This is a genomic window from Longimicrobium sp. (genome assembly GCA_036377595.1).
In the GTDB taxonomy this organism is placed as follows: domain Bacteria; phylum Gemmatimonadota; class Gemmatimonadetes; order Longimicrobiales; family Longimicrobiaceae; genus Longimicrobium.
Genome location: DASUYB010000026.1, coordinates 1 through 22672, shown reverse-complemented (window position 1 = coordinate 22672; position 22672 = coordinate 1). Strand labels below are relative to the sequence as shown.

At 70.3% G+C, this 22672-nt stretch carries 26 protein-coding genes; 6 read left to right on the top strand and 20 right to left on the bottom strand.

Annotated features, from left to right (window positions below; genetic code table 11):
- Positions 1-31 precede the first annotated feature (31 nt).
- Both VF092_04200 and VF092_04195 read right to left on the bottom strand, forming a co-directional pair.
- Positions 32-802: a hypothetical protein gene (locus tag VF092_04200; GenBank protein ID HEX6746494.1), complete on the bottom strand. Its 771-nt coding sequence runs from the start codon at positions 800-802 to the stop codon at positions 32-34.
- Between the two features lie 212 nt (positions 803-1014).
- Complete coding sequence (locus VF092_04195) at positions 1015-2073, bottom strand: hypothetical protein (protein ID HEX6746493.1); 1059 nt, start codon at positions 2071-2073, stop codon at positions 1015-1017.
- A 485-nt stretch (positions 2074-2558) separates the two neighbouring features.
- Here VF092_04195 and VF092_04190 point away from each other — a divergent pair, with 485 nt between their 5' ends.
- Both VF092_04190 and VF092_04185 read left to right on the top strand, forming a co-directional pair.
- On the top strand, positions 2559-4055 hold the full coding sequence (locus VF092_04190; GenBank protein ID HEX6746492.1) for an acyl-CoA synthetase: 1497 nt from the start codon (positions 2559-2561) through the stop codon (positions 4053-4055).
- A 50-nt stretch (positions 4056-4105) separates the two neighbouring features.
- A complete protein-coding gene (locus VF092_04185; protein HEX6746491.1) occupies positions 4106-5017 on the top strand; it encodes a restriction endonuclease in 912 nt (303 codons plus the stop codon).
- A gap of 96 nt (positions 5018-5113) precedes the next feature.
- Here VF092_04185 and VF092_04180 read toward each other — a convergent pair whose 3' ends face one another.
- The 14 genes from VF092_04180 to VF092_04115 form a co-directional block, all read right to left on the bottom strand.
- Positions 5114-5446, bottom strand: coding sequence for a hypothetical protein (locus tag VF092_04180; GenBank protein ID HEX6746490.1), 333 nt, complete (start codon positions 5444-5446; stop codon positions 5114-5116).
- A gap of 67 nt (positions 5447-5513) precedes the next feature.
- The gene (locus tag VF092_04175) at positions 5514-6320 is read right to left on the bottom strand and encodes a carboxypeptidase-like regulatory domain-containing protein (protein HEX6746489.1); all 807 of its coding nucleotides are present in this window, start codon (positions 6318-6320) and stop codon (positions 5514-5516) included.
- Between the two features lie 3 nt (positions 6321-6323).
- Positions 6324-6722, bottom strand: a complete 399-nt coding sequence (locus VF092_04170; GenBank protein ID HEX6746488.1) for a lipocalin family protein — start codon at positions 6720-6722, stop codon at positions 6324-6326.
- A 38-nt stretch (positions 6723-6760) separates the two neighbouring features.
- The gene (locus VF092_04165) at positions 6761-8185 is read right to left on the bottom strand and encodes an amidase (GenBank protein ID HEX6746487.1); all 1425 of its coding nucleotides are present in this window, start codon (positions 8183-8185) and stop codon (positions 6761-6763) included.
- Between the two features lie 36 nt (positions 8186-8221).
- Positions 8222-8572, bottom strand: coding sequence for an MmcQ/YjbR family DNA-binding protein (locus VF092_04160; GenBank protein ID HEX6746486.1), 351 nt, complete (start codon positions 8570-8572; stop codon positions 8222-8224).
- Positions 8573-8671: 99 nt separating this feature from the next.
- Positions 8672-9058 (bottom strand): hypothetical protein, encoded by a 387-nt coding sequence (locus tag VF092_04155; GenBank protein ID HEX6746485.1) that lies wholly within the window; start codon positions 9056-9058, stop codon positions 8672-8674.
- 134 nt (positions 9059-9192) lie between these two features.
- Complete coding sequence (locus VF092_04150; GenBank protein ID HEX6746484.1) at positions 9193-9750, bottom strand: nuclear transport factor 2 family protein; 558 nt, start codon at positions 9748-9750, stop codon at positions 9193-9195.
- A gap of 195 nt (positions 9751-9945) precedes the next feature.
- Positions 9946-10290, bottom strand: a complete 345-nt coding sequence (locus VF092_04145; protein HEX6746483.1) for a hypothetical protein — start codon at positions 10288-10290, stop codon at positions 9946-9948.
- 181 nt (positions 10291-10471) lie between these two features.
- Entirely contained in the window at positions 10472-10987 is a 516-nt protein-coding gene (locus VF092_04140; GenBank protein ID HEX6746482.1) for a hypothetical protein, read from the bottom strand.
- Entirely contained in the window at positions 10987-11211 is a 225-nt protein-coding gene (locus VF092_04135) for a hypothetical protein (GenBank protein ID HEX6746481.1), read from the bottom strand. Before VF092_04135 ends, VF092_04140 begins: the two co-directional genes overlap by 1 nt.
- Before the next feature lie 90 nt (positions 11212-11301).
- Complete coding sequence (locus VF092_04130; GenBank protein ID HEX6746480.1) at positions 11302-12843, bottom strand: radical SAM protein; 1542 nt, start codon at positions 12841-12843, stop codon at positions 11302-11304.
- Between the two features lie 369 nt (positions 12844-13212).
- The gene (locus VF092_04125; protein HEX6746479.1) at positions 13213-13821 is read right to left on the bottom strand and encodes an RQC-minor-1 family DNA-binding protein; all 609 of its coding nucleotides are present in this window, start codon (positions 13819-13821) and stop codon (positions 13213-13215) included.
- The gene (locus tag VF092_04120) at positions 13818-14681 is read right to left on the bottom strand and encodes a hypothetical protein (protein HEX6746478.1); all 864 of its coding nucleotides are present in this window, start codon (positions 14679-14681) and stop codon (positions 13818-13820) included. The genes VF092_04125 and VF092_04120 overlap by 4 nt, the downstream gene beginning before the upstream one ends.
- Before the next feature lie 15 nt (positions 14682-14696).
- Positions 14697-15179: a GNAT family N-acetyltransferase gene (locus VF092_04115; protein ID HEX6746477.1), complete on the bottom strand. Its 483-nt coding sequence runs from the start codon at positions 15177-15179 to the stop codon at positions 14697-14699.
- A 369-nt stretch (positions 15180-15548) separates the two neighbouring features.
- On the opposite strand from VF092_04115, the gene VF092_04110 reads away from it, so the two are divergent.
- Together VF092_04110 and VF092_04105 are read left to right on the top strand one after the other, a co-directional pair.
- Entirely contained in the window at positions 15549-17012 is a 1464-nt protein-coding gene (locus tag VF092_04110) for a pitrilysin family protein (protein HEX6746476.1), read from the top strand.
- Entirely contained in the window at positions 17012-18457 is a 1446-nt protein-coding gene (locus tag VF092_04105) for a pitrilysin family protein (GenBank protein ID HEX6746475.1), read from the top strand. The genes VF092_04110 and VF092_04105 overlap by 1 nt, the downstream gene beginning before the upstream one ends.
- Before the next feature lie 120 nt (positions 18458-18577).
- On the opposite strand, the gene VF092_04100 is transcribed toward VF092_04105, so the two are convergent.
- The 4 genes from VF092_04100 to VF092_04085 all read right to left on the bottom strand — a co-directional run bounded on the left by VF092_04100 (position 18578) and on the right by VF092_04085 (position 20485).
- The gene (locus VF092_04100) at positions 18578-18793 is read right to left on the bottom strand and encodes a hypothetical protein (protein HEX6746474.1); all 216 of its coding nucleotides are present in this window, start codon (positions 18791-18793) and stop codon (positions 18578-18580) included.
- Between the two features lie 120 nt (positions 18794-18913).
- Complete coding sequence (locus VF092_04095; protein HEX6746473.1) at positions 18914-19318, bottom strand: hypothetical protein; 405 nt, start codon at positions 19316-19318, stop codon at positions 18914-18916.
- Between the two features lie 551 nt (positions 19319-19869).
- Positions 19870-20022, bottom strand: a complete 153-nt coding sequence (locus VF092_04090) for a hypothetical protein (protein ID HEX6746472.1) — start codon at positions 20020-20022, stop codon at positions 19870-19872.
- 97 nt (positions 20023-20119) lie between these two features.
- The gene (locus VF092_04085; protein ID HEX6746471.1) at positions 20120-20485 is read right to left on the bottom strand and encodes an Ig-like domain-containing protein; all 366 of its coding nucleotides are present in this window, start codon (positions 20483-20485) and stop codon (positions 20120-20122) included.
- A gap of 299 nt (positions 20486-20784) precedes the next feature.
- Here VF092_04085 and VF092_04080 point away from each other — a divergent pair, with 299 nt between their 5' ends.
- Complete coding sequence (locus VF092_04080; GenBank protein ID HEX6746470.1) at positions 20785-20952, top strand: hypothetical protein; 168 nt, start codon at positions 20785-20787, stop codon at positions 20950-20952.
- A 267-nt stretch (positions 20953-21219) separates the two neighbouring features.
- On the top strand, positions 21220-22659 hold the full coding sequence (locus VF092_04075; protein ID HEX6746469.1) for an IS1182 family transposase: 1440 nt from the start codon (positions 21220-21222) through the stop codon (positions 22657-22659).
- Positions 22660-22672: the final 13 nt, after the last annotated feature.

Here is a 22672-nt window from a genome sequence, read left to right as displayed (position 1 = left end):
GCCCGGATGCGGCGTCCCGGGTTCGTCGGCTTCAGACCCACACGACGCGGGTACCCTTCGGCGCCGGGCAGGAGAATACCTCGTCCGGGATCGGCTCGTCGAACACGACGGAGCGTACAGACAGGATGCCCGCTTCTACGCCGTCCACGATTCCCGCGCAGCGCAAGAGCACGCCCCGCTGCCGGTCGACGAGCAGCTCGTATCGGTTCACCCCTTCCCAGGGAACCGCTCCGGACTCCAGGTCGAGGCGCGTGGCCTGCACGTGGATCGTCTCCCGCCCTGCGTGCGTACGCTCGCCCAGGACCGAGAGCTCCCATCCCGAGGCGAGGAAGGCGGGGTCGACCAGGGTGACCGTCCTCAGCCGGCCTTCGATCGTCGGCAGCGCGACACCGGGCCGCGGACCCAGCAGGGACCTCAGCCTCGGGATCTGTTGCCCGGAGCGCCGGTTGGTGAGGAGCGTGGGTGGGGCGGAATGAAAGGCACTGACGTCCGCGCCGCAGACGACGTTGACCGTGGTGGCGCCATTCTCCCGGATCACGTCGTCGCGCCAGCAGGAGGGCCTGCGCCACCAAGCGCGCCCTTCGTACCGGAATCGCCCATCGCGCGAGCGGGGCCGCGCCGCGCCCGGTGGGGCCTCGAACCGGACGACGGCGCCCGACGCGTCGAGCGCCTCGAAGTCCGGCACGGAACGCTCGAACGCGCGCTGCAGCACCGCCGCGTCGCAGTCCGCAGTCCATTCCAGTTGGACGCTGGCGAAGCTCTCCCGCGCGTACGAGAAAAGCTCGCGGAGGTCGCGCCGCATTGCCGCACTGTGAGTGTGCCGGGGGGCCGCGCCGGCCGGAGTGACCAACGCCGGCGCGAATGCCGGGGCCGCATGACCGTACCATGATCCGAGAGGGCCCGCCCGGCTGAAACGTCCCGGGTTGGCCCTCTCCTCTACATCCCCGCCGACCGGGCTCGATCATCGCCGACCGGACGGCGGGGCTCCTTCACGCACCCTCTCCACCACCTGCGCTAGCAGTAGGAGATGTAGCTGGTGCGGGCGGTGCTCCACGTGGCCGACGGCGGCCAGTAGCCGAAGCCGGGCGTGGCGGAGTGCGTGCTGCGGCCGCGCCAGTATCCGGTCTGGCAGAAGGACGCCGCGTTCGCCTGGACGAACGTTCCGGTGGTGGCATTGTAGCCGCTGGCGCGCGACGACCACCAGCAGAAGATCCAGACGCAGCTCTGCCTTTGCAGCGCGACGGAGACGGAGATCGGGATAGGAGCGCTGCAGGTCGTCCTGCCGATGACGTTGACCATCCCCGGAACGTGCGTGGACCGGTGCGGGTTGTCGGTCTGTCCGGCGCAGGTGATAGGGATCGCCGCGGCGGCGCCCCCTCCCTCCGCGCCCTCCGCCATCGCGGCGACGGGATCACCCGACGCGTCGATGGCGGCGTCTCCCGGCTCTTCGTCGGGCGGCGGTGGACCCTCCCATTCGCCTCCACCGGTGTCGCCGCCGCTGCAGTCGACGGCCAGTTGCTCGTACGGCTCGCATTCGACCATCGCCCGCCGTCCGAGCCCGTCATACACGACCGCCGGCGACGTCGTGAACGCGTCGGCCGCCGTGACCAGCGTGGCCAGCGGCGACCGGGCACCGGGGGCCGACCCCGCCACGGACGCCTGAACGCCGGGGAAAACGGTGCGGAACCATTCCTCGGCGGCGGGCGTGGCCGGGACCTCGCACATCACCAGGCGCACCGGATCGGGCAATCCCGTGACCCATTCGCGATAGCCGTGCGTCACCGTTTTCCCGGCTGGATCGGCGATGTGGCGAGGTGCCCGGACCGTGAGCTCCTTCGTGCGGTAGCTTCCCGAAGGCATGCGGACGGCCAGCTTGCAGGCGACGATGGCCGTGTTGGTGGATGGGGCTCCGCGCGCCCCGGGAAGCTCCGCCGATTCGGGTCCGGTGAGCCGGCGGGGTGCGTCAGCGCACCCGGCCATGAGAAGCGCGACGAGTCCCGCTGCGGCCAGTTTCGCCGCGGTGGGCACGCGCAGGACCAGCGGCCTGCGCACGTGGGGACCGTAGAGACTCATAACCCCTCCAGGAAAGAGACGGACGGGTCTTCGCTGGAGTCTGCGACGGAGCGCGCGGATTTACCGGCGGGCGGTCCGAGGCGATCGCCGGCACCGTCGCAGACTAGGCTGGAAGGGTGGGTTCGAAGCGCTCATGGCCCCTCCTTGCAAAGCGGTCCGGGCGCACGGGAGCTGGGGGGATCGGCTCCGGTTGGCGCCGTAACGAGAGGGCGTCGGCGGATCTTGGAAAAGCACGAGGCCCCACGCCTGCGCTGACGATGCGCGGGCAGTGCGTGGGCGCGGTACGAACGCGATCTGTTGGTTTGAGACAAGTAATGAAGAGCAGGTCACGGCGTGTCAAGCACTGCGGAGTGTCGCCCGGCACGCTCGATCCGGCCCCCGCGAGGCGCGGCGCGGGCGGGTGCCCAGACGGTGCGCGCTGCCGCTGTGGCCTTTACATTGGGCCGCTCGCCCACCGCCCCTGCCGCCCCTCCCGTCCCGACCGAATGCCGCCGATCGACCTTCCCCTCGTCTCCCGTGCCCGCGAACACGCTGATCGCACCGCCATCGTCGACGCGGCGGGGGCGCACACGTACGCGGAGCTCGTCGACGCCTCCGCGCGTGTCGCCGCGGCGCTGCTGGCCGGCGCGGAGGATCTCGGCGAGGCGCGGGTGTGCTTCCTCGTCCCCCCGTCGCTCGAGTACGCGGCGGTGCAGTGGGGCGTGTGGCGCGCGGGGGGGATCGGAGTGCCGCTCGCCGTCTCGCATCCCCCCGCGGAGCTGGAGTACGCGATCGGGGACGCGGACGCCTCCATCGTCGTCGCCCACCCGCAGTTCGCGGAGACGCTGCGGCCGCTGGCGAAGGCGCACGGCGCGCGCTTCCTGACGACGGACGAGGCGCTCGCCGTGTCTCCATCCGCGCTCCCGCGGGTCGACGAGGAGCGGCGGGCGATGATGCTGTACACGAGCGGCACCACCGGCCGGCCCAAGGGCGTCGTCTGGACGCACGCCAACCTCCGCGCGCAGGTGGAGACGCTGACCGGCGCGTGGGGATGGCGCGCCGACGACCGCACGCTGCTGGTGCTGCCGCTCCACCACGTGCACGGCATCGTCAACATCCTGTCGTGCGCGCTCTGGAACGGCGCCGTCTGCGAGGTGCACGCGAAGTTCGACGCGGACGCGGTGTGGGCGCGCATCGAGGCGCGCGAGCTCACCGTCTTCATGGCCGTGCCGACCGTCTACAACCGGCTGATCGCCGCGTGGGAGGCGGCGCCGGAGGAGCGGCGCGCGCGGATGTCGGCGGGGTGCGGGGCGATGCGGCTGATGGTGTCGGGTTCGGCCGCGCTGCCGGTGAGCACGCTCGAGCGGTGGCGCGAGATCAGTGGCCACACGCTGCTGGAGCGCTACGGGATGACGGAGATCGGGATGGCGCTCAGCAACCCGCTGCACGGTGATCGCCGCCCCGGCTCGGTGGGGATGCCGCTTCCCGGCGTGGAGGTGCGGCTGGTGGACGAGGACGGGGGGGAGGTGGAGCCCGGCGCGCCGGGGGAGATCGAGGTGCGCGGGCCCGGCGTATTCCTGGAGTACTGGCGCCGCCCCGACGCCACCGCCGAGGCGTTTCGCGCCGGCCGCTGGTTCCGCACCGGCGACGTGGCGGTGGTGGAGGACGGCTACTTCCGCATCCTGGGCCGCCGCAGCGTCGACATCATCAAGACCGGCGGCTTCAAGGTCTCCGCGCTGGAGATCGAGGAGGTGCTGCGGACCCACCCCGCGGTGGCGGAGTGCGCCGTCGTCGGCGTGGCGGACGCGGAGTGGGGCGAGCGGGTGTGCGCCGCGGTCGAGCTGCGCGGGGGGATGCCGCTCACGCTGGACGAGCTGCAGCCGTGGGCGCGCGAGCGGCTGGCGCCCTACAAGCTCCCCCGCGCCCTCCGCGCCGTCGACGCGCTCCCGCGCAACGCGATGGGCAAGGTGACGAAGCCGGAGGTGGCGAAGCTGTTCGTGTAGGGTCGCTGCTTCTGCGAGACGGATCTGTTCGCGTCCTCATCAGCATGACCATGACCGAGCGAACCATCATCGTCGCGCTGGATGACGACATCGAGAGTCTCAACTTCTACGAGCTGGCCTGCCGTAGCGTGGTGCCGGCTCCTCTGCGCCTGGAGCTGTTCTCCTCGGATGAAGCAGCCATAAACTTCGTTGCCCGGGAGCACCACCGGATACTGGGTTACATCCAGAACCTCTTCCGGGATCGCGAGCGCGACGAGGGGCCGCTGGAAGGGATCGAGTTCCTGAACGCGGTCATCCGCCCGATCACCCCCGAGGCACGCGTCATCATCCGGTCCGCTGTGCCAGAGCTGGCCGAGGAGACAGCGCGTGGCGATTCAAACACTCGCCTGCTGTCGAAATACGCCAGTCCCGAACGGTTCGAGCAGCTCCTGAAATGGCTGATCGAACCGTTCGCTCACCCGGCGGAGAGCAGCGGCACCATAGAGCGGGTGCCGCCGCTGATCCGGGTGGTTTCAGGACCGTGGACCGAGCTCAGGCGGCATCTGGCGGCGCACCCCGACGAACTGCACCGGATCGATCCGCGGAAGTTCGAGGAGTTGGTCGCCGAGGTTTACCGCGATCACGGCTGGGAAGTGGAGTTGTCGGTCCGGACGCGCGATGGGGGCTACGATATCATTGCGCTCAGGAAGAGCATGCCCAACGAACTCAAGGTCCTGATCGAGGCGAAGCGATACGATCCTTCACGCAAGGTTGGCGTGGCAGTCGTCCGCGCGCTGTACGGCATACGCGCATTGAATCGTGCGAGCCAGGTGGTGCTGGCTACCTCGTCCTACGTTTCCCGGGACGCCAAGAAGGAATTTCGGCACGCGATCCCGCACGAGCTGGGCTTGCTCGAACGGGATGCGATCCTGGAATGGTGCAGGGGGGCTGGAGCAGTCGAGCTGGGCGGATTCTCGAAGTGATGTCGAAGGACGGCCTCGCCGACGGCAGGGAACCGCGGTGGCATTCGAGGAGGATCAGCCGCTTACCCCGGTGTCCCGCCGCGATTCGAGCAGGCGCTACTCCGTCGCCATCGCCCGCTGCGGGGCGGCCTGCGCGCAGAGGCGCTCCAGGCCGCGCGCGTCCTCCAGCCACCACGTCTCCGGCACAGGGCGCAGGCGGCGGCGCTCGTCGGCCGACTCGAAGGTCAGCCACGGCGTCTCGCTGGGCGGGAAGAAGAGACGCGAGCGGCGCATGTCCAGGCGCCGCGTGGGCACCACGCGGCGTTCGGGGTGATGGATCCGGACCACCTTGATGCGGCGCACCCCGCGGCGCCGGTCGACCGGCTGCGGAACCACCTCCCACACGCGCCACGGCGTGCCGGAGGAATCGGTGAAGCGGCGATAGCTCATCGCGTCCTGCTCCCTGCTGCGTGACCTCTGCGGAGAGGCGAAATCTAAACGACGGGTGGCGCGGCGCCTAGCGCCGCGGCGGGTCCCGCTCCGGCACCACGAGCGCCGTGTCCAGCGCCAGCGACGGCTTCACCGAGCCGTCGCGGTAGGTGTGCATGATGCGGAAGGTGTAGCTGCCCGCCGCGAGCCCGCGCACGGTGACCGTGTACCGGAACGCGGTCGGGCCGCCCATGCAGTACTGGCCGTTCGGACGCGCGTCGACGTACAGCGTCACCACCGAGCGCAGGCGGTCGGCCACCCCCGCCAGCTGGTAGCACTCGCTCGGCGCCACGAACGTCCCCTGCGCCAGGATCCTCCGCCCCAGCCCCTCCGCCCGCACCGGCGTCACGATCCCCGTGGGGACGAACTTGCCGCGCGTCCCCAGCCGGCGGGGGCGGACGGTGGCCGTCACCCCGGCCAGCTCCACCGCTCCGGGCTGCAGCCGCAGGTCCACGCGGACGGTGTCGCCCGGCCCCACGAACACCGCGTCGCTGTACTCGGTGCCATATCCCGCCCGCGTAGCCGCCACACGGTACGTGCCGGGGCCGAACAGCACGATGGAGAAGCGGCCGTCGTCTCTCGCGACCGTCCGTCCGGCCGCGCGCTGGGTGACCGTGGCGATGGTGATGCCCGCCCCCTGGACCGCCGCTCCGCTCTGCGCGTCGAGCACCCGGCCGACGATGACCTGGGCCCCAGCTGTCCGGGCGGAGATGGCGATCAGCAGCGCCGCGAGCGTCGATCGGACAGCGGCGCGAGAGGCAAGGGGCGTCTCCGCGACTCCACGGTGCCGCCGGGTCTGGATCGATGATGCGTCGCGCGCGGGGATGTCGGGCACGCCTCAGCTCCGCACGAGCGTGTAGACGGTGCTGCCCTCGCGCAGGGTCAGCGTGCCGGCCGAGAACCGGTAGTCGAAGCGCGTGGGCCGCGCGCCGTCGGGGCTCAGCGTCAGCGTGCTCTCGCCGGCCGACCAGGTGCCGGACTGCGAGCGCTCCGACGCCGGCGCCTGGCCGGTGCGCGCGGTGATGCTGAGCGTGTAGTTGCGGTTCGCCTGCAGCATCAGCGACGCGCGCTCCACCGTCACGTTCGCCTCCTGCGGCGAGGCGGCGGGAAGGTCGCGCCCGTTCACCTGGGTCACGCGCCAGATCCCCACGACCGCCGCCGACGGGGTTCCCGGCGCCGGCTGCCGGCCCGCGCAGGCGGGGGTGACGAGGAGCAGGAGGGCGAGGGCGATGCGCATCCGTTGCGGCTCCGGGATTCGGGTGGGCGGACGATGATCTACGCGGGCGTCGCGGCGCGCGGCTCGATGGGGAGGGGGAGCGGGCGGAGCTGCTGCATGACCGCCTGGAGCGCGAGGACGCGCTCCTCGCCGAACGGCGCGCCGACCACCTGCAGCGCGCACGGCATCCCTTCCCCATCCACCCCTGCGGGCACGGAGCCCACGGGGAGGCCGGTCAGGCTCAGCACGAACGTCGGCGCGATCCAGTCCACGTACGTCTCCATCTCCCGCCCGCCCACCGTGCGCGGGAAGTTCTCGACCACGGGGAAGGGGGGGACGGCCATCGTGGGCGTCAGCAGGTGGTCGAAGCGGGCGAAGAGCCCGGCGAACTGCTCGCGCATCCGCTTGCGCGCCTGCTCCGCCGCGCCGATCTCCTCGACCGAGGTGCCCAGCCCCGAGCGGATGTTGTTGGCGACGTTCACGCCGAAGCGGTCCAGCTTGTCGAGATGGGGATGGAGCATGGAGACGAACCACAGCCCCCGCAGCGCCAGGAACGCCTTCCGCCCGTAGGAGAGGTCGAGGTCGATCTCCTCCACCGTCGCCCCCGCTTGCTCCAGCGCGAACGCGGCCTCGCGGCAGACGCGCTCCACCTCGGCGTCGATCCCGATCCCCGCGATGTCGCGGCAGTAGGCGATGCGCAGCCCCTTCGCGTCCGCCGCGCGCACCGCGCCGACGAAGTCGCGTCCGGTGACGGGCTGCGAGAGCGGCGCTTCCGGCGAGGGGCCGGCGACGGCCTGCAGCATCAGCGCGACGTCCTCGGCGGTGCGCGCCATCGGCCCGGTCACCTGCAGCGTGTCCCACGCGTAGTCGCTCGGCACGGTGGGGACGAGGCCGACGGACGGGCGCAGGCCGACGACCCCGCAGAACGACGCGGGGATGCGCAGCGAGCCGCCCAGGTCCGTCCCCTCCGCCAGCGCGATCATCCCCGTGGCCAGCCCGGCCGCGCCGCCGCCGGTCGATCCCCCCGCGCTGCGCTCCGGGTTCCACGGGTTGCGCGTGCGGCCGAACACCTCGTTGAAGGTGTTGCCCCCCGCGGCGAACTCGGGGCAGTTCGTCTTCCCCAGGATCACCGCGCCCGCCGCGCGCAGCCGCCGCACCACCAGCGCGTCCTCCCCGGGCACGTGCTCGCTGAACAGCGGCGAGCCGAAGGTGCAGCGCACGCCTCCCACCTGCGTCACGTCCTTGATCCCCACCGGCACGCCGGCCAGCGGGCCCGCGTCCTCGCCCGCGGCGATGCGGCGCTCCAGCTCGCGCGCCTCGTCGCGGGCGCGCGGGTTGTGCGTGACGATGGCGTTGATGGCGGGGTCCAGGCGCTCCACGCGCGCCAGGCAGGCGTCGAGGACGTCGACCGGCGACACCTCGCGCGCGCGGACGCGGCGGGCCATCTCCGTGGCGGTCAGCAGGGCGAGCGACTCGTCGGGCATCCGTCGGGGGATTCGGGAGGATGAGATCCGATGCGGTCAGGCGGACGCGCGCCGGTCGTATTCGTCGGCCAGCCGCTTGGGCGCCCGCATCCGCCACGCGTCCTCGATGCGCGGGCGCAGCCGCTCCACGCTCAGCGCGGGGAGACGGGCCAGCACCACCGGGTACTCGCGGTAGTGGTCGGTCACGAAGTACGCGTCGGGCTCGGCTTGGAGCAGGTATTCGCGCTCGAACAGGTTGATGCGCAGCACCAGCGTCTCGCCGTCTTCCTTCAGCCGCATGAAGAACAGCTTGCGCACGTAGAAGGCCGGCGTGCCCATCGCCACCCCCTCGGTGACGCCCGGCAGCGCCATCGCCATCTCCCGCACCTGGTCGAAGCCGACCGGCATGAGTGCTCCGAGGGTGATCGGTTCCGGATCAGCGACGGGGGGAAGATAACCGGAGGCTCGGCACGCGCGAGACGTGGCCGGGGCACTTTGTCGGTCGGGCTATTCCGCGCTCGCGAGCCATGCATCGGCCGTGAGCTCCTCCAGCTCGGCGAAGTAGCGGACGTTCGGATCCTCTCCTTCGGGAACCTCGTCCTCCATGAGCGCCGTCATGTGCCGGAGGAGCACGGTGGCCACGGCGTGGATCGCATCGTGGCGCGTCAGTCCCTCGCGCATCAGCCGCGCGAGCGTTGCCGCCACCGGCGTTTCGTCGCCCAGCGCCACCTGGTTCTCGACGATGGAGTGCAGCACCACGTGCACGGTCATGTTCGGGATCCGGATCCCCGCCTTCCTGTGGAACCGGCGGATGATCTCGAGTCTCTGGTCCTCCGGGGTGGCCAGCCAGCGGGTCGGCTCGGGTGCGCGGTCGGGATCGTATCGCGTAAGCATGGGGACCCCGTTCGAGGCGGTGGATGGATTCGCAGGTTGAACGGAGTATACGGCGGATGGGTGAAACGAGAAACCAGAACCGCCGCCCGGCGCGGTGCCGGGCGGCGGTCGTGGGGATGCGGATCGCGGCCGCGCTACTGCGTGTCGGCGGCCTGCGCGGGGGTGGCGGCGTTCCCGGACACGGCCAGCGCCGGCTCGGGCGAGAAGATCTGCGCGCGGATCTTCCAGCGGCTTCCCTCGCGCTGCATCACCAGCGTGGCGGTGCCGGCGGCGCCCGCGTCGGTGCCGGGCTCCACCACGAACTTCTGGTAGATGTAGAGCAGGTGGTCGTCCACCGCCGCGTCCACGGTCGCCAGATCCACCTTGCCCAGCCGCGGCAGGCCGGACTGCAGCGCCTGCTCGATGGCCCGCGTGCCCTGCGACGGCGTGCCGACGCCGGGAAGCACCAGCAGCGCGTCCTTCTGGTAGAGACGCATCAGCCCGCGCACGTCGTCCGCCTCCCAGGCGGTGCGCCAGGCGTTCAGCGTCTCCGTGGCCAGCGCCATGGCCTCGGCGCGGAAGCGCATCTGCTCGGCGCTCATGTTGTTGTCGGGGATGAGCGCCACCTGCGCGCGCGCCGGCGCGGCCGCGAGCGGAACGAGCAGCGCCGCGGCCGCGAGCGCGGCGCGGAAGGAAAGCCTGCGATCGTGCACTGGGGTCCCTCCAGGATGGGTGCGAACGGGCCACGCGGATACCACGAACGGCGGGAGATGTTCCCCGATGCGACGTTCTGCTGCCGCCGCGGCCGCTTGCGGACGTGCGGACGGCCCGCGCCGTCGCGGGCCGTCCGCCTTCGCTCCACCAGACACCCGCCGCCGCGCGGTCGTTAGGCGGCCGGGCGATGCCGGTCAGTGCGCCGGGGTCTCCTCCTTCGCGGCGCGCGGCGCGGCGAGCGAGCCGGTCTGCGGCGCGCCCAGGCGGGCGTGGAACTCCTGCGCCTCGATCAGCCGGTCGAGCGACGCGCCGATGTGCTGCATCTCGCTCTCCAGCAAAGCCAGCCGGCGGTCCTGCATGGCCAGCATCTCGCTGGACGCGCCCGTCTTCGTCTGCGCCTCGCGCAGCCGGATGAGCGCGTCCACCACGGGCTTGATGGCGAAGCGCGCGCTGAACGCGATCACGGGGATGGAGACGACGAACGCGGCGATGGCGAAGCCGATCAGCGGCGCCAGCATCTCGAGCTGTTCCGGGCTCATCTGCGGGTCTGGTGCGGGTGGTGTGCGGTGATGGTGATGGCGCTTCTACGCGAGCGCCGCGCGCGGAGATTCACGGAAGGAAGTCTCACGCGGAGGGCGCGGAGAACGCAGAGGATTCGAATGCATTTCTCTGCGTCCTCCGCGCCCTCCGCGTGAGGACAAAGATCGCCCGTCCCGCGCATCAACTCCTGCAGCGGAACGGGTTCTCGTCGGGGTTGGCGTTGCTGAGGGCGATGCGGACGCTGTCGCCGGACTCGACCTTCACAGGGGCCAGCCAGGTCCAGCGCGTGCCGCCATACGAGGTGTCGGCCCAGAGGCGATACCTCCCTGGTGCGACGGTGTCGAACGCGAAGTGCGCGGCCCGGTCCGCGCGCGTGGTGCGAGCTACCTGCGGCGAGAGGATCTGCGCGCGCTGCTGCCAGGCACGTGCGTACGCGGCCGAGTCGAGCGTCTCCGGCTCGGCGCGGCGGTAGCGCGGGCGGGGGCAGGCCTTCTCCAGAAGCGTGTCGATGGCCGGCGACTCGGGGATGAGCCGCACCGGCATCTCCCCCAGGCTCACCTCCTGCCCCGACTCGGTGACGATGTACGCGTCGCCCACCACGGTGCCGGGGCGCGAGCCGCACGCCCCCAGCGCCAGCGCGGCGCCGAGGGCGAGGGTGAACGCCGGACGTGTGTTGTAGGCCGGAAAGCAGAGCATCACGCGGCGAACTCGAACACCGGCGCCTCGATCGTTCGGGACGGCGCGTGGCGCTCCCACACGATCTCCTGGAGCCGCTCGAGTGTCTCCGGCGCGAAGAAGCGCTCGCCCGTCTTTACGTTCACCCGGGCGGAAACGTGCGCGATCACCACCAGCTCGCCGTCCACCTCGATCGTGTAGGTGACGCGGCGCGAATCGAACGTCTCGGATCTGTGCCCGTTCACTGAACACTCCGGGATCACCTTCAAGCGCCGCGGGCGAGGCGAGCCTCGCCCGCGAATGTCAGAGCGGAAAGCTATCTCCCCCTCACCCCGTCACACCAGCACGGGGAGGGGGTGCGGGGCGCCGGAGTTGAGATAGGCGTTGGGGTCGTGCTGCAGCGCCTCCTTCGGCAGCCACTCCCACAGCGGGCCCAGGTGCGCGCGGATCTGGTCGGTCAGCTCCGGCGGCACCTCGCGCGTCTCGCCTTCGAAGAAACGGCGCACGCGCGGCTCCTCCATCCACCGCCGCATCTTCTTGTGGTACCCCAGCCGGTTGCTGCGCTCCGACGAGATGCCGCGGAATAGCTGCTCCCAGCAGATGTACGAGCGCTTGTTCACCCAGAGACGGCGCGCCATCGCCCTGGCCGAGAACGAGTACTCGAAGGTGTCGATCACCAGGTCGTAGAACTGCGTCCAGCTGTAGTTCTTCGGGCGCACGTTCATGCACTGGACCAGGTCCAGGAAGTGGAAGGGCACGGGGATGACGCGGCCGTCGCGCTGGTAGTCCATGTTCAGCACCGCGTTGCGGCCGAACGCCGACAGCAGCGCGAAGTGCGGATACACGCCGGGGGCCAGGTCGATGAAGCGCTTGGTCAGCTCGAACGGCTCCGCCCCCTCGTCCGCGTCCAGCCCGAAGATCAGGTTGCACTGCGTGTAGGGGACGTACGCGTTCACCAGGTTGGCCTGCTCGGCCACCTGCCGCACCTTCTCCATCCCCGTGGTGCGCTTCATCCGCGACTTGTCGCCGATGTCGAACCACGACTCGATGCCGGGGGCGATGGCCTTGAAGCCGTTCTTCTTCAGCCGCTTGAGGTTGTCCTCCTTGAGCAGCGACAGCGACGTCTCGGCCACGAAGGTCACCGCGCCCGGCGGCACCACCTCCTCGATGGCGTCGAGGTACTCGTCGAAGCGGATGCCGAAGTTGGGGTCGTGCCACACCGCCACCGAGCGCGGCATCTTCAGTTCCTGGAAGAAGCGCAGGTCGTCCTTCAGCCCGTCGAACTCCAGCGGCTGGTAGGGCACCACCGCGTCGATGCAGAAGCTGCACTTGTACGGGCACCCCAGGCTCCCCAGCAGGGGCACGAGCTTGAGCACCTTCGCCCGGTCCATCGACGGCTTGAGGAACTTCCAGCGCTGGCGCAGACCCGGCAGGTGCGACGGCTGTGCCTTCGCGGAGGCGTACGTCCCCAGCCCCTCGTGGCGCTGCGCGTCGGCCAGGATCTCGCGCAGCAGCTCGCGGTCGCAGAAGCCCACCACGTAGTCGAAGTACTTGCGCGCGTCTTCGGGATACGAGCGCGCGTGCGGTCCGCCGAGGACCGTCGGCACGCCGCGGGCGCGGTAGAAGGCGGAGAGCGCGTACGCCAGGAGCGCGGCCTGCGAGAAGGCGTTGATGAAGACGAGGTCCAGCTCCTCGGGCACGCCGCCGGCAAGCAGGTCGGGCCCGGAGAGGTAGGCGATGTGGGCCTCGTGCCCCTCCTCCTCGCACCACACCCCGATCACCTGGGGCATGATGCTGGTGTTGTTCGCCCGCATCAGCCGCGAGTAGCCGTTGCGCGGCGGTTCCTTCCCCAGCAGGTCGATGATCCCGATTCGCACGCCGTCCCTCCGTCGTGGTGGGTTTCCAGCGGAGCACAACCTTCGCACGATAGGAACGGATTGCGCGCGGAGCAACAGCGTTCACGCGTTCAGCCCCGGATAGGCCGCGACGTCAGGGTGGGGACGGGGGACAGGACGACGAGCCCGCGACATCGCGACGCGGTGTCATCCTGAGGGCGCGGGCGAGGAACCGGGGTGTGCACCGAACCCTGCGCGCCCGAAGGATCTACCGTACCCGCAGCGAGATCCAGGCGACACACGAAGATCTCCGCGGGCCATGCAAGATCCTTCGTCGGCGCCGGGATCGCGTGCGGACGCGGATTCGGTGCGGCGCCTCCTCAGGATGACACGTTGTCGTGGAGACGGCGCTCAGGGCGATTCGTCCCCACCGTGGGGATCGGCATCGTCGCGACGCAGGAGGCGGACGGCGCGGTCGATCTCCGGGCGCATCTTCTGGGAGTCGGTCCGCTTCCACGCCTGGAGGACGGGGAGATACGCCGCATCTCCACGCTCCAGCAGCATCTCCAGCATGCGCCGCTTCACCTGGTTGTTCGTGCTCTTCAACTCCTCGGTGGGATACGGCGGCCCGACAGCGAGCATCTCGTCCAGCCGCGCGATCTTCTCGCGGGCGAAGGTCTCCTTCTCGATCTCCCACCCGGCGGGCGTGTAGACCAGCAGCGGCAGCTTGTAGTCGTACTCGATGCGCAGGTAGCCATGCCGGATCACCCAGTCGATGCGGTGCAGGATCTCGTCCGGCTTCATCTCCCGGTAGCGGCCGTAGACGGGGCTCCGGTCCAGCTCGAGCTCCAGCACGCGCTTCTCCCGCGATCCCTTGAGCACCTTGGCCAGCAGGGTGCGGCCGCCGCGCATGATCAGGTCGTCGGCGCCGCGCAGGATGACGGCGATCTCGTCCGGCGGCAGCCGCGGCACGCCGGAGTCGTCGAGGTGATACGGCCGGCGGTAGACCCTGCGGCTCATCCCCGGGGAGATGGAAGGGCGGCGTTGCCACGCCGGAAGACGCCGCAGTGGTAGAAGTACCCGAATGCCTGGTACGGCTGGTATTCGCCGGGGCCCACGGGGATGTACACGGTCTCGGCGTCGTCCTCGCCGGGCCTGGGTTTCTCGGCGTAGATACCCATCAGCCCGAACCGTCCGATGCGCCTGAGCAGGGCCGGGTCGATGGTGCGCGGCAGGCCGTACTTCACGTAGCGGCGGCCCTCGAAGTAGAATGGCTCGTTGTTCACGTACCAGCGCTCCGCGGCCGCGTAGACCGGCGTGGGCGGCAGCGGCAGGATGCTGTCGCGCACGCCACCGTAAAAGCGCTCGCGGCCGATCAGGCGCGGTCCCCGGTAGTACATCGCGTCGCCGAAGGTGGAGACGACCCAGCGCCCGTCCTCGCGCCGCCACTCGACGAACGCGGACGAGGCGCCCGGCCGCCGGGATGCGCTTGCGGGCGGCACGAAGCGGGTGCCGCGCGTCCGGCGCCACGGGCCTTCGTTGAATTGCGCCACCATCGACAGCACGGTCTCGACGGGCCCCACCTCGCCGGACATCTGCTCGAACGACATGCAGGCGGGGCCGTCGTTGGCGATCGCCCGCATCGTCTCCGCGGCGGCGAAGCGGTGGATCGACGGTTTCCTCGCGGGCGCATTCTCCCACGCCTGCACCCACGTCCAGTCGCCGCGGGTGGGGAAGAAGGCGGCGATGCGCTCGCGATCCCCGTCGCGCACCGCGCGCAGGAAGGCTTCGTTGCGGGCGGCAAGGTCATCCTGCGCGGCGAGGGAGATCGGGGCCGCGAGGGAGATGGCGGTCAGGGCGAAGATCGAGGTACGTCGCACCATTTTCATCCCCGTTCAGAGATCCAGGCGGTAGCGCCAGCACGGATGGCCGTGGCGCGGCGGCAGGTCGCCGTCGCGGACGAAGCCGAGCCGTTCGTAGAGGGCGATGGCGGTGCCCATCATGGCCGTGGTGTAGAGGCCGAGCGCCGCGGCGCCGTCCGCCCGCGCCCGCGCGATGCATTCGCGCACCAGCGCCTCGCCCACGCCGCGCCCGCGCGCCGCGGGGGACACGGCGAGCGTGCGGATCGACGCCCACTCCGGCGCGAGCGGCGGGATCGTCGTTCCCGGCGCGTAGTAGAGCACCGCGCCGAGCACGCCGTCCCCGCCGCGCGCGACGAGCACCGTCGACGTCTCCGCCTCCCTCGCGATTCCCGAGATGTTCGCGCGCATCCGCGTCCATCCCGCGTCGTCGATGCGCGCGCGGAACTCCTCGTACGCGGCCACGTTCACCGCCGCGATCTCCGCGTACTCGGCGGGCTTTGCGACGGTCACGCTCACGGGCGCAGTCCGGCGGGGCTCCACGCTCGTCATCTCCCCTGTTCCCTGTCCTCTGCCCACCTCGGTGCCCAATGTCGTCGCACGGGATACCGGCGACAAGCGCGCCGGGCGCTGCCTTCCCCCCGGCCATCCGTGCCCGGAGAAGCGCGATCCGCACCCGGAATGGAACACCCTGCGACATAGTGGGACGTTCTGGCGGAAAAACATGTATCGTCCGCGTGCGCGCGTTCTTACATTGCTCCACGACCCGATCCCCGGCGAGTCTTCCACGCAACGGTTTCCGCGGCGGCGGGGTCGAAGGCGTGCGGTGGACACCCGCATCATCATCCCCAACCCCATCCCCCATCCCCCCAGACCCAGAGAGAGCCCATGACGCGAACGGCCCGGTCCGCGCGGCGCGCGCTGCTCGCCGCATGCCTGCTGTACGGCGGCGCGGCGCAGGCGCAAGGCGCAAGGTCCGCCCCGGTGGACGTGCCCACCCTTCCGCTGGTCCGGCACACGCTGGCCAACGGGATGACGGCGCTGCTCAGCGAAGACCACTCCGCTCCCGTGGTGGCGCTGACGGTGTGGTACCACGTGGGCTCGAAGAACGAGAAGCCCGGCCGCACCGGCTTCGCCCACCTGTTCGAGCACATGATGTTCGAGGGGTCGCAGAACGTGGGGCAGGGCGAGCACCGCCGCCTGATCCAGTCGCTGGGCGGCGTGTTCAACGGCAGCACCACCGAAGACCGCACCAACTACTACGAGGTGCTCCCCAGCAACCAGCTGGAGACGGCGCTCTGGCTGGAGTCGGACCGCATGGCCACGCTGCTGACGCGGGTGAACCAGGAGCGGCTCGACGCCGAGCGCGAGATCGTGAAGAACGAGCGCCGGCTGCGCGTCGACAACCAGCCCTTCGGCGTGGGCGACGAGGTGACGCTGGCCGCCCTCTATCCCTCGACGCACCCGTACTCGTGGCCGGTGATCGGGTCGATGGCCGACCTGTCGGCCGCGTCGCTCGAGGACGTGCGCGACTTCTTCCGCACGTACTACTCGCCCAACAACGCCACCATCGTCATCAGCGGCGACATCGACGTCGCCCGGACGAAGGGGATGCTGGACCGCTGGTTCGGCTCCATCCCCCGCGGCCCCGCCATCGAGCGCCCGCGCGTGGTGACGAACCCGCTGGCGGCGGAGAAGCGGCTGGTGCTGGAGGATACGCGTGCGCGGCTGCCGCAGATCACCTTCACCTGGCCCACCGTCGGCCGCCAGTCGGCCGACCGCCCCGCGCTCGCCGCGCTGGGCTCGCTGCTGACGCTGGACCGCACCAGCCGGCTGCGCAAGCTGCTGGTCTACGACCGGCAGCTGGCCACGGGGGTGTTCGCCTTCAACAGCACCAACGAGGATGCGGGCTACTTCCAGATCGGCGTCACCCCGCGCCCGAACGCGTCGCTGACCGAGATCGAGGGGCTGGTGGACAGCATCGTGGCCGCGGTGAAGACGGAGCCGCTCTCGGCCGCCGAGGTGCAGCGGGTGAAGAACTACCAGGCGGTGAACACGGTCGTCGGGCTGGAGTCGCGCCTGAGCCGGGTGGAGCAGCTGGCCACGGGGCAGGTGTTCGACGGCGACCCGATGGCGTACCGCACCAACCTGGCGAAGTCGGCCGCGGTGGCCCCGGCCGACGTGCAGCGCGTGGCCCGGCGGTACCTGGGCGCCGGCCGCGTGGTGCTGTCGATGGTGCCCGCGGGCAAGCTCGACCAGGTCAGCAAGCCCTCGCTGCCGTTCACCAACGTGACCCCCGCCGGGACCACGTCCCAGGCCGCCACCGCCACCCCCGCCCCGGGAGCGAACTGATGTCCATCCGCACGAACCAGGCGGCGTGGCGCGTCATCGCCGCCGCGGCGCTCGTCTCCACCGCCGCGGCCACGGACGCCCTCGCGCAGACGCTCGACCGCGCGCAGCGCCCGGTGGCGCCCGCCGCCGCGCCCTTCCGCCTTCCCACGGTGGAGATGCGCGCGCTGAGCAACGGCATCCCCGTGGCGGTGATCCAGAACCACCAGCTTCCCATCGTGGCCGTGCGCGCGGTGATCGACGCGGGGCCGCTGCTGGAGCCGGCGGACAAGGCCGGGCTCTCCAACCTCGTCAACCAGATGCTGGCCGAGGGAACGGCCACGCGCAGCGCCGACCAGCTGGCCACCGAGTTCGCCGACCTGGGCACCAACGTGACGGCGCAGGGCTTCACCACGGTGAAGGGGAACCTGGACCGCGCGCTGGAGCTGATGGGCGACATGCTCATGCACCCCGCCTTTCCCGAGGCGGCGCTGGCGCGCAACAAGGCCAACACGGTGGCGCAGCTCCGGCGCCTGCGCGAGCAGCCGTCGTTCCTGGCCGACCACGTGCTGAACGCGGTGCTCTACGGCGCCGACCACCCGTACGCGCGCCTGGCCACCGAGCAGACGGTAAGCTCGGTGACGCGCGCGGACCTGATGGCCTTCCACTCGGACTGGGTGCGGCCGCAGAACGTGAAGCTGGTGGTGGTGGGCGACGTGACGCCCGACGCCGCGGTGCGCAGCCTGGAGCGGGTGTTCGGCGCCTGGCCCGCGGGGGGGAAGACGGCGCGCTACGAGGTCCCCGCCGCGCGCCCCGCCGGCGCCACCACCATCTACCTGCTCGACCGGCCCAACTCGCCGCAGAGCACGGTGTGGGTGGGGCAGGTGGGCCCGTCGCGCGACACGCCCGACTACTACGCGCTCGAGGCCATGAACACCGTGTTCGGCGGGGTCAGCGCGGCGCGGCTGAACAGCAACCTGCGCGAGCGGCACGCCTTCACCTACGGCGCCAACAGCGGGCTGCAGTGGCGCCGGGTGCCGCAGGTCAGCACGGTGCGCGGCTCCAGCGACATCGTGGCGGCCAAGACCGACAGCGCCATCACCGAGTGGCTGGGCGAGCTGCGCGGCATCCGGGGCGAGCGGCCGATCACCGACCAGGAGCTGGTGTTCGCCAAGACCAACCGCACGGCCGGTCTGCCGCTGCGCTTCGAGACGGTCACGCAGGTGGCGTTCGCCGTTGGCGACCTGCTGGCGAACGGGATCCCGGTGGACTTCTACAACAGCTACGCGCAGCGCATCGGCGGGCTGTCGGGCGCGGAGCTGGCCGCCGCGGCGTCGAAGTATCTCGACCCGCAGAAGTCGGCCATCGTGGTCGTCGGCGACCGCAGGGTGATCGAGCCGGGGCTGCGCGCGCTCAACCTCCCCATCGTCGTCGTCGACGAGAACGGCAACCCCGTCGCGTCGAGCTGACGATCCTGCAAGAGATCCGTAAAAGATTGGGTCTCACGCAGAGAAGCAGAGGCAGCAGAGAACGGAATGAAGTTCTCTGCTGCCTCTGCTTCTCTGCGTGAGACCTTCTGTTTTCGAATTCTACTCGCCGCGCAGGCGCTGGATGCCGAGCGCGATGCTGCCGATCACCAGCCCGACGGCCACGCCGGAGATGGCGGCGGTCTTCTCCGGCGGCAGCAGCGCGGCGGAGGTGAACTGCAGGCCGGCCACGATCGCGGCGGCCACGGCGAGAACCGTCAGCATCAGCCAGCGCTCGCGGGTGACCGGGCCGCGCGTGCGCACGTGGGGGATGAACATCGGAAGGCTCCTGCGGAGAGAAACAGATGGTAACGGGGGATTACTACGCCCATGTCGCCATCCGGTTTCACTCCTGCAGACCAGCGAGGCGGCGCACCCGGGCGCGGCCTTCGCGTCCAGTCAGTCGGGGCAGAGCGGCAGGACGAAGCAGTCGCGCGTGGCGTAGCCCCAGCACACGCTGAAGCACACCGGGCCCACGATCACGCGGTAGTCGCCGCCCTTGGCGCCGCGCGTGATCAGCACCACCTCGCGCGAGACGCACGAGCCCCGGTTGTCGCGGCACGGCTCGATGTCGCCGAAGCAGATGGGGCCGCGCGGGCGGATCTGCCACGGACAGCGTTCCTGCTCGCCCGAACAGTGCCGGAGGTGATTGACCTTCCTGCGGCAGTCTCTCCGGATCACTTCGTCCACCCGCTCGCCGAATTCGTCGCACGGCGTCACGGTCCCGGCGGCCAGGGGGGTGACGCCCGCTTCCAGGCGCATGGCGTCGAGCTCGGTGGCGTGCTCCTGGTTGGGCTGGGTCATGGGTCTGCTCCTATCAGGGGGATCGTCATTTTTCGATGACCTCGATTTATCCGGCACGCACGCCGCAGCGTCTGGACGCCGGGGCCGTCCCGACTGCTGCGGCCGTGCGGAATAGTCATTCGTGGACAGATGAGGTTTGCGTGATGGTAAAATAATGGCGCGATGAGAGCTTGAGGGAGTATCGACGGGCGTATGATCGGAAGTGCTTTGAAGAGGATCAGGCTGCGAGAGAAGCGGGATGAGGTTGTCGCGGCCGCGAATGACTGGCCGGAGGAGATCGGCCACGATCACTCAATTGCATCAACCGCGCCGGGAGCGGACACGATCGATGTCGCGCGTAGGCCCGTTGAGCGAGAGCCGGCCTCCGTCGCGGGAAATGCTGCTGTGGTGGGGATTTACGGATTGGAGTGGGCGTCCGGCCGCGGGCGCATCCACCGCGCGGTCGTCTGCGGCGGCGGTGTCTCGGTGGGACGGGCGAGACTCAGGCCGGCAGCAGGGTGGCGAAGAGCGCGGCGGGACGCGTCGGCGCAGTCACCCCATCTCCCTGGAGATCAGCTGTCCGCAGTTGGCGGGGCGGGGAAGAGCGCCAGCCAGCGGCGCTCGCGCGCCACCGCTTCGAAGCAGCGATGGAACGACTCGACGTGCGCCTCCGTGACGGGCTCGATGCGGATCTCCATGGCTTTTGGGCGCTCACCATCGGTCATCGGGCGGCGATCTCGTCAAAAGGGAGATGAATAAGCGATGCGCGGCAGGCCTCACCTGCCGCGCATCGTAATCGCGGATGGCGCCCGGCGGCAATCCTCAGGGCTGCACGGTGACGCTCACCGTCCCGAGCGGGAACTGGGGATTGGCGGGGTCGTGCGCCGTCACCGTCGCCGAGCCGGCGGCGAGGCCGGTGATGCGCCCGGTCGCGGCGTCGAGCTGGATGACGCCGGTGTCGGACGTGCTCCAGGTGACGCCTTCGTACGGGAAGCGGTCGCGGCCGCCGCACGACACGCCCTCGGCCTTCGCCTGGAAGCTGTCGCCCACGTGGATGCTCTTCTGCGCGGGGGAGATGTCCACGCGCAGCTCCATCGTGCACGCGGTGGTGGGCAGCCTGCATCCGCCCGCGCCGGCCAGGGCGAGGGCGGCGAGTGCGGCGGTGATCCAAATGCGCGTCGTCTTCATCGGGAGGAGGTTCGCTGGAGTGGGCCGATGCGGGTTCCGCCTCCATCAACGGCCCGCACCGGCCGATCGTGACACCCGCACGACGAAGTGCGTGCCGCCGCTCTTCCGTCCCCCCGAACGGCGGCGGAGACGAGGATCTGCGCGGGCGCGCCGGGCCGCGGTTCATACCGATGTTCCTACAGTTTGTCCCACGATCGTCGCCTCCCCACGCGTTTATGGCCACGATTCGCCTGCGAGCCCGGACGGACAGGGTGGAAACGCCACCCGCGGCGGGCCGACCCGGAACAGGAGAAGTGACCATGAAGAAGCTGACCCTGGACGTGGACAAGCTGGCGGTGGACTCGTTCACCACCGACGCGAAGGAGATGCACGAGGGCACGGTGCAGGGATTCTTCACCGAGGTGCAGACCTGCCACAGCTGCGACGTGTGCATCACCGTGACGGCCGGGCGCTGCTGCCCGCCGTGATCGGCGCCGCGCGCGTCTGAGCCGAGCGTTTCGGGTCGGACGCGCGAAGCCGCCCCCGCGGTCGTGGCCGCGGGGGCGGCTCCCGTTGGAATTCGGTTGATGCACCCGGACCAATCCCACGCCGACGTCATCCTGAGGCCCAGAGTGTGTCAGAACTCTGGCGGGCGGCTTGTTTACTCTGTATACTATATGTATCCTCGCTGACGTCAGGCCTTCGTTGCTGGAGGGATGGTGAGCGGATACAGGATTGGAGCGGACCGCGGGCAGATGGCGCTGCTTCCGGAGCGGCTGGACGATTACGTCGCGGAAGAAAACGAGGTCCGGGTGATCGACGCGTTCGTTGAAGGGCTGGACCCGGTGAAGCTGGAGATCAAGCGCGCCATGCCAGCGCGCCTGGGGGCGCCGGGGTATCATCCGCGCGACCTGCTGAAGCTCTACGTGTACGGCTATCTGAACCGGATCCGGTCGAGTCGGCGCCTGGAGCGCGAGTGCCACCGCAACGTGGAGGTGATGTGGCTGTTGCGGCGGCTGTCGCCGGACCACAAGACGATCGCGGAGTTCCGGCGGGAGAACGTGGGCGCGCTGAAGCAGGTGTGGCGGGAGTTCACGCTGCTGTGCGGAGAGCTGGACCTGTTCGGAAGGGAGCTGAGCTTCATCGACGGGACGAAGATCCAGGCGGTCAACGGCAAGGACCGCAACTTCACGGTGGAGCGGCTGAAGAAGCTGCTGCCGCGGATCGAGGAGCGGATCGGGGAGTACCTGGCGGAGCTGGAGCGGCAGGACGGCGCAGAGGCGGCCGAGGAGACGCCCGCGCAGAAGTCGCTGAAGCAGAAGCTGGAGCGGCTGAAGGAGCGCAAGACGATGTACGAGCAGCACCAGCAGGCGCTGAAGGAGAACGGGGAGCGCCAGCTCTCGCTGACGGACGCCGAGAGCCGGCGGATGAAGACGCGCGAAGGCTTCGGGGTCTGCTACAACGGGCAGATCGCGGTCGATCCGAAGCACCACCTGATCGTGGAGCAGGACGTCACCAACGAGGTGAACGACCGCGAGCAGCTGGCGGTGATGGCGCGGGCGGCGAAGGAAGCGCTCGGGGTCGAGGCGCTGGAGGTGGTGGCCGACTGCGGCTACCACAACGCTACGAAGGTGAAGGAGTGCGCGGAGGCGAAGATCACTGCGTACGTGCCGGCGATGGAGAGCTCGAAGAACGCGAACAAGGGGCTGTACACCAAGCTGGACTTCACCTACGACGCGCAGCGTGACGCATACCGCTGCCCGGCCGGACAGTGGCTGGCCTTCTTCACCCAGAGTCGGGACAAGGGGCAGGAGGTGCGGTACTACGCCAACGCGGAGGCCTGCCGCGGGTGCCCGCTGCGGGAGCGGTGCACGAGCAGCAAGAAGGAGGGCCGCCGGCTCTCGCGGCGGGTGGACGAGCCCTGGGCCGAGGCGATGGAAGGGCGGGTGAAGGCCCGGCCCGAGCTGCAGCAGCAGAGGAAGTGCGTAGTCGAGCACCCCTTCGGGACGATGAAGCGGGGCATGGACTTCGGCTACTTCCTGCTGAAGGGTCTGCGGAAGGTGCGTGGGGAATTCAGTCTGATGGCGCTCTCCTACAACCTGAGGCGCGTCATCAACGTGCTGGGGGTGAAGTGTCTCCTGGAGCGGCTCAGGAAAAGGCGCGGCACCTCGCGGGGCGTGCTTGCGCCTGCGTGAGCGGCTTTGGGGG